The 15,179-nt window shown below is 46.6% G+C and carries 9 protein-coding genes and 1 pseudogene; 3 read left to right on the forward strand and 7 right to left on the reverse strand.

Annotated elements, in window-relative coordinates; all coding sequences use genetic code 11:
- Positions 1-19 precede the first annotated feature (19 nt).
- Together U719_RS13455 and U719_RS13460 are read right to left on the reverse strand one after the other, a co-directional pair.
- Complete coding sequence (locus tag U719_RS13455) at positions 20-2,806, reverse strand: bifunctional diguanylate cyclase/phosphodiesterase (RefSeq protein ID WP_041255200.1); 2,787 nt, start codon at positions 2,804-2,806, stop codon at positions 20-22.
- 136 nt (positions 2,807-2,942) lie between these two features.
- The gene (locus tag U719_RS13460; RefSeq protein WP_023469329.1) at positions 2,943-3,365 is read right to left on the reverse strand and encodes a CBS domain-containing protein; all 423 of its coding nucleotides are present in this window, start codon (positions 3,363-3,365) and stop codon (positions 2,943-2,945) included.
- Positions 3,366-3,538: 173 nt separating this feature from the next.
- Here U719_RS13460 and U719_RS13465 point away from each other — a divergent pair, with 173 nt between their 5' ends.
- The 3 genes from U719_RS13465 to U719_RS16675 all read left to right on the forward strand — a co-directional run bounded on the left by U719_RS13465 (position 3,539) and on the right by U719_RS16675 (position 9,334).
- A complete protein-coding gene (locus U719_RS13465; protein ID WP_023469330.1) occupies positions 3,539-5,812 on the forward strand; it encodes a methyl-accepting chemotaxis protein in 2,274 nt (757 codons plus the stop codon).
- 142 nt (positions 5,813-5,954) lie between these two features.
- Positions 5,955-7,091, forward strand: a complete 1,137-nt coding sequence (locus U719_RS13470; protein WP_235147598.1) for a helix-turn-helix domain-containing protein — start codon at positions 5,955-5,957, stop codon at positions 7,089-7,091.
- Positions 7,092-7,192: 101 nt separating this feature from the next.
- The gene (locus U719_RS16675) at positions 7,193-9,334 is read left to right on the forward strand and encodes a bifunctional glycosyltransferase family 2 protein/CDP-glycerol:glycerophosphate glycerophosphotransferase (protein ID WP_023469332.1); all 2,142 of its coding nucleotides are present in this window, start codon (positions 7,193-7,195) and stop codon (positions 9,332-9,334) included.
- 48 nt (positions 9,335-9,382) lie between these two features.
- Here U719_RS16675 and rlmD read toward each other — a convergent pair.
- The 5 genes and pseudogenes from rlmD to gatC form a co-directional block, all read right to left on the reverse strand.
- A pseudogene (gene rlmD, locus U719_RS13480) lies at positions 9,383-10,740 on the reverse strand (23S rRNA (uracil(1939)-C(5))-methyltransferase RlmD).
- Positions 10,741-10,765: 25 nt separating this feature from the next.
- Complete coding sequence (locus U719_RS13485; RefSeq protein ID WP_023469333.1) at positions 10,766-11,728, reverse strand: diacylglycerol kinase; 963 nt, start codon at positions 11,726-11,728, stop codon at positions 10,766-10,768.
- A gap of 147 nt (positions 11,729-11,875) precedes the next feature.
- Positions 11,876-13,309 (reverse strand): Asp-tRNA(Asn)/Glu-tRNA(Gln) amidotransferase subunit GatB, encoded by a 1,434-nt coding sequence (gene gatB, locus U719_RS13490; RefSeq protein ID WP_023469334.1) that lies wholly within the window; start codon positions 13,307-13,309, stop codon positions 11,876-11,878.
- 14 nt (positions 13,310-13,323) lie between these two features.
- The gene (gene gatA, locus U719_RS13495) at positions 13,324-14,766 is read right to left on the reverse strand and encodes an Asp-tRNA(Asn)/Glu-tRNA(Gln) amidotransferase subunit GatA (RefSeq protein ID WP_023469335.1); all 1,443 of its coding nucleotides are present in this window, start codon (positions 14,764-14,766) and stop codon (positions 13,324-13,326) included.
- Positions 14,767-14,781: 15 nt separating this feature from the next.
- Positions 14,782-15,072: an Asp-tRNA(Asn)/Glu-tRNA(Gln) amidotransferase subunit GatC gene (gene gatC, locus U719_RS13500; protein ID WP_023469336.1), complete on the reverse strand. Its 291-nt coding sequence runs from the start codon at positions 15,070-15,072 to the stop codon at positions 14,782-14,784.
- Between the last annotated feature and the right edge of the window lie 107 nt (positions 15,073-15,179).

Raw genomic sequence — 15,179 nt, forward strand, 5'->3', positions numbered from 1 at the left:
TTAGACTGTAACTAGTGATTCATTCAGATAAAAGCGTTTCATGATACTTTCCGTACCAGACGCGGAACTCGTCTGCCGGGATTGGTCTTGAATAATAAAAACCTTGTGCATACTCGCAATCCAGCTGTTGCAGATGATTCGCCTGCTCCAGTTCCTCGATGCCTTCGGCGACAACATCATATTTCAATGTATGCGCCAGTTTAATGATCGTCTCGATGAGCGGTGCGTTCGAACAGGCATCCGGACCGCTGATGAACGAGCGATCGATTTTCAGTCGCTGAATAGGCAATCGACTCAAGTAGGACAAAGACGAATAACCAGTACCAAAGTCATCGATCGCCAGACGATAACCCATTTGGTGTAACGTCTGAAGCGCCTCGAAGACACGTCCGTCCGAAAAGACACCGAAAGATTCCGTGATTTCGAGTTCCATCCGGTCTTCAATTCCAGGATGAATTTCTCGGACGCCCGTCAGGTAATCCACAATCCGACCAGAGACGAGCTCTTTTACGGATAAGTTCGCTGAGACGCGAAGCGATCCGAGCTCCGTTTCTTTCCACGCCTCTACTTGGCGAACCGTTTCAGCAACGACCCACATCCCAATCTCTTCGATGAGCATCGATCGCTCGGCAATTGGAATGAAGACTGCCGGACTGATCATGCCACGTTCTGGATGGAACCAGCGCAAGAGCGCCTCACAACCATCCACCTGCCGTGTCGCAAGGTTGATTTGCGGTTGGTAGAACAATTGTAACTCGTTCTTTTCAATCGCATCCCGTAACTCCCCTTCCAATACGACCGATTCCAGATATTCCGCACTCATCCAAGGTTCGAACCAGACCGGTCCACCTTCTGTCTGTTGTTTCGCATGTTGCATCGCGATATCGACAGAGGATAATAACGAAGTGACAGCTACTGCATCGTCCGGATAGCGGACCATACTCATACTGATGCTGACGTTCACGAATTCTCCGTTAATTTCATAAACATGTTCGATGACTTGCTTTAATTTCTCGTAATCAACGATATCCTGTTGCGCGACTAATACAGCGAATTCATCTCCACCAATACGTGCTGCTTGTCCCGTTCCGATGAAATGATGCTTCAGTCGATTCGCGAGATCCTTTAAAATCTGATCTCCTGCCCCATGACCGTAAATATCATTGATTCGGCGGAATTGACGAATGCTGATAGTGACGAGCTCGCCTGTTTGTGGTGCTCTCAGTGCATCCTGCATCTTTTGTTCAAATCCATTTCGATTCAGTAACCCCGTCAACATATCAAAAAGCGCAAGTTGTGTAATGCGTTCTTCTCGCCGAAACTGATCTGTCTCATCATGACAAGAGAGATATAAGGCAACACCTGTTTCATCCTCTTTGTTCGGAACGTGAATGATGTTGACGAACATATTTAAAATATCTTCGTCAAATAACATTTTACAGCGAATCGTCTGACTGTTCCCTTCGATGGCTTGTTGAAGTGCTCGTCGCATTCGATTCAAATCAGCTGGATGCACCAATTCTTCAATCGTCCAACCCGAAGTGGCATGCGTTAACTGTCGAAAACGATCATTTCCATTTAAAATCGTATAGTCCGACGATAAAGCAAGAATTGGATCTGTATTTTGAGAAAAGAGAGATTCGATTTCGGCTTTCTTCTGCTTAATCTCTTTTGTATTCGCATCACTATGATCGAGTAATCCAGCTATGATTGCTGTCATCGTCCGGAAGGCTTGAACGACTGGCTTGAAGTCATTTCTTTCGTGTACATGATACCCAGATTGCCGTCGATCCTCAGCAAACGTATTCGCTTCGTTTTGTAGTAAGGAAATATCTTTTCGAAAAGCACGTAATAATAACCAATTCAATATTAATAATGCCGCAATGACAAGAATGATTGTTGCAAATAGCAGCCAAGCATTTTGAATGATCTGCGATCCTCGGTGCTGCATTTCTTGTTGTACCTGTTTTAACTTTTGATCATATATCTGGTACATGCTTGTTTCATATTGTTTAGACTGATTAGCTAGTTTCGCATAGTTTTGATCGTTTGATGTACTCAACAGTTCATCTAGCGTTTCTGTGTAATTTCGCATCTGACTTCTCATGTTTGCAATTTCTTGGCGCCCTGTGTCGTCTTGTAACGAAACTACCTCATACAAGGCATTCATGAGCGATTGTTGTCGAATGGGCAAGTCGATCCGCATTTGTTGGATGCGTAATCGATCAATCGAACTGATTTCGTTGTCCCGACGTGCTTCTCGTAGAATCTGTGCCGATTTTCCAAGCTGCTCTTCCATCATGATAAGATGCGAGAACACATCGTAGTATGAACCAGTCTCTTTACTTAAGACGAGTTGATTAAAAATCACTTCACTTTTAAAATTCGTAGAGGCTGTGAAAAAGCGATGATTGGACTCGTATCCTTGACGCTCTAATTTCGTGAGTTCCTCCAACAACTCTTTACGTGCTGGGCCAATCGCTTGCTCTTCCTTTAGCTGTTCATATAAGTGGAAGAGAGAGGTCTCTGCTTGTTTTGTTACTTGTGGTTCCTCAACCTGTTTCTCTAAGGAAGCAAGATAATAAGACGTTAAATCTTGAGTTGCATGATTTGCTGGGATCACGATGTCAATCGCTTTTGCCGCCTCTTCGAAACGTTTTCCTTCTTCGAGTGTTTTGTTCAATTGGTGTAACGCAACGATAATCGCAAGTAGACCGATGACTGCAATCATCCACGAGAACGTTTTATAGTAGGATCGTCTTCGAAAAGCTTCTTCGATGAAGACTGGTGATAAACGTCGCAACACATCGTCCTCCCTAAAATGTCATTATGCTTCTATATCGTCTCTTTTTGCTGTATGTTGAAGTCGATTTAAGTCAATAAAAAGCACTTCTTCTCACATTTCGTGAAAATAAGTGCTTTCTTTACTAGTTTTATATTTTTTAGTAACTGACATTTTCGCGCGCTACTTTTTTCGCGAAATAATCGATGATATCCCGACGACGAATGATTCCGATAAAGTGCTTTCCATCATCGATGACAGGAACGAAGTTTTGGTCCGTGATGACCTCAATCATCTCTTCCATTTGCGCAGTAATCGAGACTGGTTTATAACGAACACGTTGTTTAATATCCGTTAACCGTGTTTGCAAGACGTGATCGTAGTCTGCATGCTCTAGATTAGCCTCGAGCGCCCACAAGACATCCCCTTCCGTTAATGTCCCTGCGTATTTACCTTTATTATCGACGAGCGGAACGGACGTAAATCGATGATGTTTCATCTTTTCTAATGCCTGTCTGACCGTCGATTCAGGATCTAAATATTTCACCTCATCTTTTGGTAGTAAGAAAAAAGCAATGTTCATTTCTGTTCCTCCCTAGCCACTCTGTGACACCTTCTTCATTTTATCACGAAGCCTCACTGGATTCATTTCTCAAATGATGAAAATCTCTACATAATTCCTTCATATTTATCCGTACCCTTCCGATAGTCAGAATAGACAGATTTTAAAGACTATTTAGGATAGGAGAATTCATCATGCGCCTCCCGATCACCCGTCGTTTGTTCATCGGGCTTATTTTGTTGCCTGCTCTTACTCTCGGTGTTTCCACTTGGTTTTCGTATGACCAAACAAGCCGAACTGTCGATCAACTGGTCGACTCGACATCCCAAACTGCTTTAAAGCAACTCGAACAATCGTTTTCCCGCATCATCGATGATACTAAAAAAGATACAACACTCCTTGCCGGACTCCCTTCCAACCGTGAAGACGGTACTCTACCGAACTACATAGATACAACCAAACAACCCGATGCTTCGGAGGCTCCTTCTCAAAAAGCAACAGATATCTATAATGTCCTTGAGAAATATGGCTCCTCAAAAATCGAAAATTCATTTATCCAATACGCTGATACGAAAGGCGGCTATCTTAACTGGCCAAAACAAGACGTCGCACCTGGATACGATCCTCGAAAAGAGATTTGGTATAAACAAGCGCTGGAGAATTCAAGCACTGTCGCCATGAGCGAGCCTTACTATGATAGCGCGACGAAATTATCCATCATCGGTTTCTCTAAGGCGACACTAGATGCTCAAGCGAACATCAAAGGTGTATTGTCTGTTTATAAAAGCATCAATCGTCTTGCTGAAGATATGAAACGGATTGAAATCGGACAAAAAGGATTTGTTTTCAGCTACACACAAGACGGTAAGGTCGTCACGCACCCGAACCGAAATTATTTCTTCAAAAAAATCAATCAACTACGTGAAGACGGAAAAGCATATTTCTCTGCTCCAAAGTCCATGTTAGAGCAAGAATCCGGTACGAAGATCATGGACGTCGCCGGAAAAAAATCGGTCGTCATTTGGCAAACTTCTTCGAAAACAGGATTCAAACTAGCCGTCGTACTGGATTACGCTTCCTTGTATGCGCCTAAAGAAGCCATGCTCAATCAGTCATTGATCAATTTCGTCGTTGCGATCGCCCTCGCGACATTGATCGCTTGGTTGATCGGGCGTTCGATCAATCGCCCGCTGTCGATGCTCCGTCGTGAAGCATTAGCAATCGCATCAGGTGATTTGCGAACACAGCATCGTCCTAAACGATTCATCCGGGATGAATTAACAGACCTCAGTGCAAACTTCGACGCGATGCGCGCGCGCCTGCGACAAACGATTCTAGCGATGACTACATCCGCTACGACCGTTCGCGATGCGTCAGAAGAGCTCTCAAACAATGCGACTCATGTACAAAAGGCTTCACGTCATATCGGACAGACAATGGAAGAAATCGCTGCTGCTGGTGAAACTCAAACGAAACAAGCCGAACGTTCTTCCCATGCTGTATACGGTGTCAAGGAACGTTCTACAGCAATGCAACAGGTCGCGTCCACGACACTTTCTGAAGTCGCTTCCGTCGCTTCCGCTGCGACACGAGGAAGTGACGTGACGAAACAGACGATTTCTGATCTATTGAGCCATTCGGACTCATTGGAAAAAGAAATCGAGAATACTTCTGATTTCTTAGGCAAACGTTCTGATGAGATCGGAAAGATTCTTGGAACGCTGCAAGCCATCTCGAGTCAGACGAATTTACTCGCCCTCAACGCAGCAATCGAAGCCGCACGTGTTGGTGAACAAGGACGTGGATTTGCTGTCGTCGCGAGTGAGGTAAGAAAACTGGCCGAGGAGAGCGACGAATCCGCTAAACAAATCAAACAGCTCCTCGATAATATTCAACAAGAAACACATACTGCCATGAGTGCGATGCACCATGTCATGAGTGATTTGAAGCTGTCTCTTGAGTCTGTCAAAACGACAGGCGATGACTTCGAGCGCATCGCAGGATCCGTACATCATGTCTCGAATCGAACAGAAGTATTGACTGGTGACATCGAGGCGCTGACGCTTGCTACGGAAGAAGTATCCGATGCCATGGGAACCATTCTTGCTTTAACGGAAGAGAATGCAGCAGGTCTTGAGACAAGCGCTGCAAGTATTCAAGAAACGAACGCAACACTTGAATCCGTGACGACGGCAGCGGCTCACCTCGCTCACATCGCAGGTGATCTCCATGCGCTCACATTGGAATTCCAGTTAGACGAAACCGTATCTGACGAACATTCGGTCGAAGAACAAGAAGACGTCCTTTCATCAGAACCCGACACAAGCCATTCTGCTGACGATGCCTACGCGGAAGTCGCAAGCACAGAATTGACGGAGCACGATATCGAAACGAATGATCCTGAAGTCGAGACGGGGCACGAGGAGGATCCAACACCTGAGTCCTCTCCGTCTCCTACGAATCCATAAGCCTATCGATCCGGAGTCTTGAAGAAAGACTTCGGATTTTTTCATTCCCTACTCGACTATCGATTGCCGAGCACATACACTAGATACAATCGATGCATCATTCGAAAGGAGTCGCTTCATGAATCCCTTAAGCCCCTCAGACTTGACACAAATCGCGGAACATTTGTTTGGGATGACTGGTTTTTTTATTTCCTATCAAGATCAAGAGCATGTCTCAATCGAGTTACGTCCTTCCGCCCCCAAGCATCCGGCTAATCTATTGATTGAAGATACGTGGCCTACTTTAAAAAATCATCGCCCTCTACTTCATACCTTAAAAGACGGAACGGCTTATCTGTTCGTAGACGTTCCTGACCAAGGCATGTACCGGATCGGTCCCGTTCTCTTACAGTCAGCACTTTTTCGGGCTCATATTCAAGATGAGACCTATCATCAATTTTATAAAGTTCTACCCCGAACGACGGAAAATCGTCTGATCGACTGTGCTCATTTGCTCTATCGCCTTCTACATGGTGAAGGATTGTCTTCTCGTGACATCGATCATGTTTCAGATATACAGGAAGAGGAAATTCCTTTAGTGTCTGAAGCCCCTTCGCACACAGGTGTGACCGCCTATCGAAAAGCTTGGCAACGCGAGCAACAAATCATCGACTGGATCTCATCCGGACAGAGCGAACGGTTGGCGACGACCTATTCTCTTCCCGCATACGGTGAGTTCGGAACACTCGCACGTCACCAACCACTCCGAGCAGAAAAGAATCTACTTCTAGGAACGGTTCTTCTGAGCGCACGTGCCGCTATTCGTGGGGGACTCGAACCAGACGAAGCCTTTTCGCTTAGTGATCGGATGATTGAGACGATCGAAGCTGCGACGAGTATTGCAGAATTGCGAAATCGTCACGTTCGGATCACGGTATCTTTTGCGGAAGCCGTCAAAGAAATACAGGCGTTGCGTCATTCGCCACACGTCTTAGCTGCCATTCGATACATTCAGCAGCATCTCTACGATCCTTTATCGGTCTCGTCCATCAGTCAGGCGATTCACGTATCCTCCAACTATTTATCCGTTTTATTTAAAGATGAAACGGGTTTACCGCTGGCTCGTTACGTCATTCGTGAACGGATTCGCGAAGCGAAAAGATTGCTACGTTCATCTGACGACTCGCTATTGACGATTTCAAACCGACTGCACTTTTCAAGTCAAAGTCATTTCAGTCAGGCCTTTAAACAAATCACGGGCGAGACGCCTACTCATTACAGACAAAAGACAGATTTTTAGGAACACTGCTACCTTTTTCAGATTTGTGATATCCTATTCAACAGAATACAATTTTGCCGAATCGAATCTTTTTCGATTCTTTCATCAAAAGGAGAGTCAACATGAATTCAATTAGTGTGATCATTCCAGTCTATCAAACCGAATCTCAAGCAAAAGCTGCGATTCAATCCGTTCTCGACCAACACGTTTCGATTCCTGTAGAAATCGTCGTTGTCTTTGATGGACCAAGTTCTTATGTCGATGATATTCGTGCACTATATCCAACGTGTACCATCATCGAACAATCACATCAAGGTGTGTATGCGGCTCGACGTAATGGAGTTCAAGCTGCTTCAGGAGACTATGTCATCTTTTTAGATAGTGATGATATTCTTGCTCCCCGTGCGCTTTACACATATATCAAGGCATACGAGAAGTCTCGTGGGGAAGTCATCATCGGTAAGATCTCCCCTGTTTATAATAAGAAGAAATGGCTGATGCCGATCGATGACGATCGTTACTTCTTTTACTCGCGCACGAAGTTTAATTCGCGTCACTTGACGACGATCCATGGATGGATGATCAAAAAAGAATTGCTTCAGACATTGCCTAGCTTCGAAACGACATGGTTTGCGGATACGCTCATCGCCCATACTGTCATTTCGCAGTTAACGAACATTACTTCCGTCAACTACATCGTGTACGGACGGAATTCAAGAAGTACACCACTGGATGGTCAATCGCTCTTCCAACTACGTGACATTACGACACTCTCAGATATCTCTCGAATTTATGGCATATTATCAGCAGAGACAAAAGATGAAGAAGTCCAAAAATTCTTAAATACATGGTATAAACGGTTCATTTCAAAACGTGGACGTACATTACTCGAACGGAGTTCGTCTAATACTCAACAAGCAGAAGTCTTCAATCATGTCGCTTACGACTTAAAGCGGATGCCATCAAAGAGTAAATATCTACAAGCCTGGTCAACGGGATCGTATGCGATGTTCAAGCTGTATATTACTGCTGTCAAAACAAAACGTTCCTTACGTACGGCGCGTCGTAAAAAAATTAAAAATGGTCTTATGCTGTATCGACTATTCCAGAAGATGCCGATCAAAGACAATCTCGTCTTATTCGAAAGTTTCTTAGGGCGGAGCTACTCGGACAATCCGAAGGCACTTTACCTTCACCTAAAAGAAAAACATCCGGAACTAGAACTTGTTTGGATTTTCGCTCAAGAACCTTCTGATGAAGTGAAGGAAGCATGTCCGAATTGGGTACTTCGAAACAGCTTTACGTACTATCAATACATGGCTCGTGCGAAATACTGGATTTTCAATACGCGTCAGCCGCTCAGCTTGAAAAAACGCGAAGAAACCATCTATCTTCAAACATGGCACGGTACGCCATTAAAACGACTCGGTCTTGATATGGAAGATGTGCATATGGCTGGAACGAATGCGATTCGCTATAAAAAGAATTTCTATAACCAAGCGCAAGAATGGAACTATCTGATTTCGCCAAACGCGTACTCGAGCGAAATCTTCAAGAGCGCATTCGGGTTCCAAAATACAATGCTTGAAACGGGCTATCCTCGTAATGATCTCTTATATGCCGATAATCAAGCGGGTCTCATTAGTGAAATCAAAACACGCTTAAATATTCCGGCTGATAAAAAGATCGTTCTTTATGCACCGACATGGCGAGATGATGAGTTCATCGCGCGAGGAAAATACCGATTCGACTTGCAATTGAATTTAAATGAGATGCAAGCACGCCTCGGTGATGAGTACGTCGTCCTTTTACGGATGCACTACTTGATTGCTCAAAACATGGATATCAGTGGACACGAAGGATTCGCCTACGATGTCTCTTCATACGGTGATATCGCAGAACTCTATCTGATTAGTGATATCCTGATCACGGACTACTCATCTGTGTTCTTCGACTATGCACACTTACAACGTCCAATGATCTTCTTTACGTACGATCTAGAGAAGTATGCTTCAACGTTACGCGGATTCTACTTCGATTTCGAAGAAGTCGTCCCTGGACCACTTCTGAAGGAAACAGATCAAGTCATCGATTATATCGAACAAATCGATACGAAGTCCGTCGCTTACCAAGAAAAATACGACCGCTTCCTCGAACGGTTCTGCAGCTTAGATGATGGTACGGCGAGTGAACGCGTTCTTGCTGAATTGTTCCCAAGTACAGCACAATCGACGGTTGAGGACGAATCAACAGAAACGGAATGATAAATCAAAAAGTGCCTCCTTCCTTAACTGGAAAGAGGCACTTTTAATTTAGTTACGGACGAACAAGGCAACGCTTTCGACGTGTGTCGTATGCGGGAACATATCAACAGGCGTCACTTCGACGAGTGTATACCCGAGCTCTGTCAATAGCTTCGCGTCACGCGCTTGTGTCGACGCATTACATGAGACGTAGACGATCCGCTTCGGTGCGACATCTGCAGCAGCACGTAAGAACTCTTCGTCACAGCCTTTACGGGGTGGGTCGACGACGATGACGTCCGGTTGGATACCGGCTTTAACAAGATCTGGCATGACCTTCTCAGCTGCACCATACTCGAACGTCACGTTCTCGATCCCGTTCGCTTGTGCGTTCCGACGTGCATCATCGATCGCTTGCGGTACGATTTCGATGCCGTAGACGTGCTTCGCTTGTTTAGCGAGTGATAAGGAAATCGAACCGATCCCACAGTACGCATCGACGACTGTCTCATCGCCTGTCAACTGAGCGTACTCGAGCGCTTTCGCGTAGAGTTTCTCTGTTTGCAGCGGATTGACTTGGAAGAACGAATGCGGTGAGATCTCATACGTCAATCCAGCGATTTGATCGCGGATGACGGACGGTCCGTACAAGACGATGTTCTTTTTCCCAAGGATGACGTTCGTATCATCCGGGTTGATGTTGTGCTGGATCGAAGTGACGTTTGGTAACGCCTTTAAGATTCCTTCAACGATCTTATCGATGCCACGCAGTTGTTTGACCTTCGTGACGAGAACGACCATCAACTCGTTTGTGTGGTACCCATGACGTGCCATGATATGACGGATGACACCTGCTTTTTTCTTCTCGTCGTACGCTGGGACTTTCAAATCAGCGAGGACTTTACGAACCGCTTGGACGGCTTCGTCGTTTTCTTTGTTTTGGATCAAGCAGTAGTCCATATCGATGATCCGGTGACTCCGTTTTTGATAGAAGCCAGCCATCAATTTGTTCGATTGGAAGGCGACCGGTACTTGTGCTTTGTTACGGTAACCCCAAGGATCTTCCTCCCGATCGTCTCGTGAACGGGGATTTCAAGACCTGCTAGGCGCGCGAAAGCGTCACGGACACGGTTGTGCTTGAACTTGAGTTCTGCATCGTATGATAAGTGTTGCAATTGGCAACCACCACACTGGTTGTAAACCGGACAAGGCGGCTCGACACGATCGACACTCTTCGTCTTTTGACGGATGATGCGACCGAATCCGTAAGACTTCGTCGTTTTCGTGATCTTGATCTTGACCTGTTCCGTCGGCAATGCGCCCGGGATGAAGACCGTATATCCATCGATGCGCGCGACCCCTGACCCTTCATGTGTCAGGTCGACGATCTCGACGACGTGTTCATCGTTCTTTTGTACTGGAATCATGAATATCCTCCTTAAAAACCTCGCTTCACGCGAGGTTCGTTTCTGCTTCTTGTAGTTGTGTATTGATTTGTTCCATCTCTTCGATCCGGAACTTTGGTGTCATGACTTCGAAATGAGAGCGAAGATTCGTCATCTCGCCTTCGCAAATGCCGCCAAACTCACCATCGATGTTCAAACTCATCTCTGATGTATTCTTCATGCGGACGAATGAGGTCGTGACATGCTCGATGCAAGGGTCCGAGAAATGATCCCCTTTTAAGGCAAGACGCATGACACGAATCAGTTCGACGAGGTTACATTTCTTGAGAATGAAGAGATCGAACCGACCATCATTGAGTGACGCGTTCGGTGACAGCTTCTCGAACCCACCGACGGAGTTCGTGTTCGATGTCAAGAACAGCATGACTTCTCCTTTGAATATACCCTTTTCATGCTCCAGTTCGACATATGTCGGTCGGATTTGCGGAAGTTTCTCCATCCCTTTGACGTAGTACGCGAGCTGTCCGAGTGCCGTCTTCAGCTTCGAAGGCACTTCGTACGACAGTTCTGTCATGATGCCACCACCAGCGATGTTGATGAAGTAATGGACGCCTGCCGATCCTTCGATCTTACCGATATCGACCGGCATCGTATGTCCTGTGCAAATGACATCCATCGCTCCTTCGATCGTCAATGGAATACGCATCGCCCGACCAAAGTCATTCGTCGTTCCAACAGGTAGTACACCAAGCTTCGGACGTTTGTTGTAGGCAGCCATTCCGCTGATCACTTCGTTCAACGTACCATCGCCGCCTGCTGCGACGACGAGATCAAAGTCTGCTTCGCATGCTCGTGCTGCTTCATACGTCGCATCGCCGACCGCTTTCGTCGAGTAGACAGATGTCTCATAACCCGCTGCTTCGAGTCGGTCGAGGATATACGGTAAATTTCGTTTAACCATCTCTTTCCCGGAAGTCGGGTTATAAATCACGCGCGCTCTAGGTCTCATAAGATTTTCTCCTTTTTGACTCAACCGTTCATTTGATACATAACTGTTTTATTTTACATGAACTCTCGAGACATTACAAAGCCAAAAAAGACAGCGTCCGTTTCCTCGCAGAAGTAAAGGAGGAACGAACGCTGTTTGATCAGGTACTTATTTTAATTTTTCAAGCTCTTCATAGAAGAGTTGATCAAGGAGGGCAGGGTTCGCCATTCCTTTTGTTTTCTTCATGATTTGACCGATGACGAAGCCTTTCTTCCGGTCACGTCCACCGAGTAATTCCTCGACGACGGCTGGGTTCGCTTCGAACATCTCGACGATGAGACCACGTAGCAATCCTTCGTCTGAAATTTGTGCAAGACCGTTTTCTTCGACGTATGCACGTGGCTCGACACCTTCTTCGATGACGGCTGTGAAGACTTGTTTGGCGATTTTTGAAGAAATCGTACCGCTTGCGATCAAGTCGATCATCTCTGCCAGACGAGCTGGTGTCATCTTGACTGTTTCGAACGTTTCCGTCGATTTATTCAAGTGACCTTGGATCTCACCGATCGTCCAGTTGGCTGCTGCTTTTGGCTCTGCGCCTGCTGCCAGTGTCGCTTCGAAGTACTCTGCCATCTCACGTGTAACTGTCAATTGCTTCGCATCATACGCCGAAAGACCGAGTTCTTCTTGGTAACGAACGCGACGTGCATCTGGAAGTTCCGGGATACCGGCACGAATCGCTTCTTTCCAATCGTGATCAAGTACGAGCTTGACGAGGTCAGGCTCTGGGAAGTAACGGTAATCCGACGCCCCTTCTTTGACACGCATGAGAACGGTTTGTTTTTTCGTCTCATCGAAGCGAAGTGTTTCTTGACGCATCACACCACCTGCAAGCAACAACTTACGGTGACGATCTTCTTCGAACTCAAGACCTTTTAAGACGTTTCCGAATGAGTTCAAGTTTTTAAGTTCTGTTTTTGTACCGAACTTCTCTTGTCCGTATGGGCGAACGGAGATGTTACAGTCACAACGAAGTGATCCTTCTTCCATCTTGACGTCCGAGACGCCTGCATATTGCAAGACTTCCTTGAGACGTTCGAGGTAGGCGACTGCATCTTTCGGTGAACGCATGTCCGCTTCACTGACGATCTCGATGAGCGGCGCACCTGTCCGGTTGAAGTCGACAACTGAGTGATTAGCACCCGTGTGGTTCATCTTACCAGCATCTTCTTCCAGATGGACACGTTCGATTCGGAAACGTTTCGTTTCGCCATCGACTTCCGCATCAATGTAGCCATCGAAGCCGATCGGTTGATCGAACTGTGAGATTTGATACGCTTTTGGCGTATCTGGATAGAAATAGTTCTTCCGGTCGAATTTCGTTTGATCGGCCACTTGGCAGTTGAGTGCCATAGCTGCACGCACAGCGAGCTCAACGGCTTTTTCGTTGATTTTCGGCAAGACGCCCGGATGTCCAAGACAAATCGGACACGTTTTCGTGTTCGTCTCCGCGCCGTATTCCCGCGCACAACCACAGAACATCTTCGTGTTCGTGCTCAGCTCGGCGTGGACTTCGATCCCGATGATCGTTTCAAAGTTCATGATACATTCGCTCCTTATAACTTCGGAAGCGCGAATCCACCTGTCGCAAGCTCAAACGCATGCGCAGCGCGGTAGATCGTCGCCTCATCGAAATGTTTTCCAATGATTTGTAAGCCGACCGGAAGACCGTCGACGAATCCAGCTGGAACCGAGATGGCTGGAACACCTGCTAAGTTGATTGGAATCGTCAGAATGTCATTCGCATACATCGTGACGGGATCATCGAGCTGTGCACCGAGTTCAAATGCTGGTGTCGGCGCTGTTGGTCCGATGATGACGTCATAGTTCGCGAGGACATCGTCGAAGTCCTTTTTGATCAACGTTCGAGCTTGTTGTGCTTTTTTATAGTACGCATCGTAATAACCTGAGCTGAGCGCGTACGTTCCGAGCATGATCCGGCGTTTGACTTCGTCTCCGAATCCTTGTGAGCGAGAATACTTGAAGACATCTTCAAGTGCGTCCGCTTCCGCACGAACTCCGTAACGAATACCGTCAAAGCGCGCGAGGTTCGATGATGCTTCGGATGAAGCGAGTAAGTAGTAAGTCGCAAGCGCATATTTCGAGTTCGGAAGTGATACTTCATCAACCGTCGCACCGAGTGCTTCGAGTTTTTGGATTGCTTCACGGATGTTAGCTTTGACACCTTCACTGACACCCTCACCGAAGTATTCTTTCGGAACAGCGATCTTCAACCCTTTAATATCACCTGTCAACGCTTGTGTGTAATCCGTTGCGGCGACATTCGCAGACGTCGAATCCATCTCACAGTGTCCTGCGATCGCGCTCAAGAGATACGCGTTGTCTTCGACTGTTCGTGTCAACGGACCGATTTGGTCAAGCGACGACGCGAACGCCACAAGACCGAAGCGTGAGACGAGACCGTATGTCGGTTTCAACCCGACGACACCACAATAGGCAGCCGGTTGACGAATCGAACCACCTGTATCCGAACCAAGGCTGAACAAGACTTCGCCTGCTGCGACAGCTGCTGCTGAACCACCTGAAGAACCACCTGGAACGTGTTTCGTATTCCATGGATTGCGAACCGGTTTGTACGCTGAGTTCTCGTTTGAAGAACCCATCGCGAACTCATCCATGTTCAATTTCCCGATCGTGACCGCCCCTGCTTCATGCAGACGCTCGACGACCGTCGCGTCATGCGCTGGTACGAAGTTCTCGAGGAATTTCGAACCACATGTCGTCGTCATCCCTTTTGTGACGATGTTATCCTTGACACCGATTGGAAGACCAAACAATGGATTCGCTTCATGTTTCGCGACATCATCCATTCGTTTCGCTTGCTCGAATGCTTCTTCGTTCAATGAAAGAAACGCACCGATTTTTCCATCGACGCGGTCGATTTGATCAAAGGATTCTTGGACGAGTTCAGAAACTTTGACTTCGCCATCCTGAATGAGTGTGTGTAGTGTTTTGACACCATGTTCAAAAAGTGACATCGGGTCATTTCCTCCTTATTCGAACACCGCTGGGACGCGGACTTGTCCGTCTTCCCAATCGGGTGCGAGTCGTTCTACTTCCGTACGCGGAAGTGATGGACGTACTTCGTCCTTACGTAGGACGTTCTTTAAATCGAGGACATGAGTCGTCGGTTCGACGCCTGTCGTATCGAGTTCATTTAATTGTTCAGCGAACCCAAGAATCTTCTCGAGTTGTCCTGTGAATTGTGCTACTTCTTCATCTGTCACGGCAAGGCGTGCCAAATGCGCCACGTGGCGGACTTGCTCCTCATTAATCTTTGCCATGTCATTCCACCTCCGGAACTTTTGCGATATATTTTACACTATTTCTAATCATAGCACTTTTCGTCCAGACAAAAAAGACGATGGTGCATCGGGGGGAGGTCCGCACC

Origin of the sequence: Exiguobacterium sp. MH3 (assembly GCF_000496635.1) — a bacterium.
Classification (GTDB): Bacteria; Bacillota; Bacilli; order Exiguobacteriales; family Exiguobacteriaceae; genus Exiguobacterium_A; species Exiguobacterium_A indicum.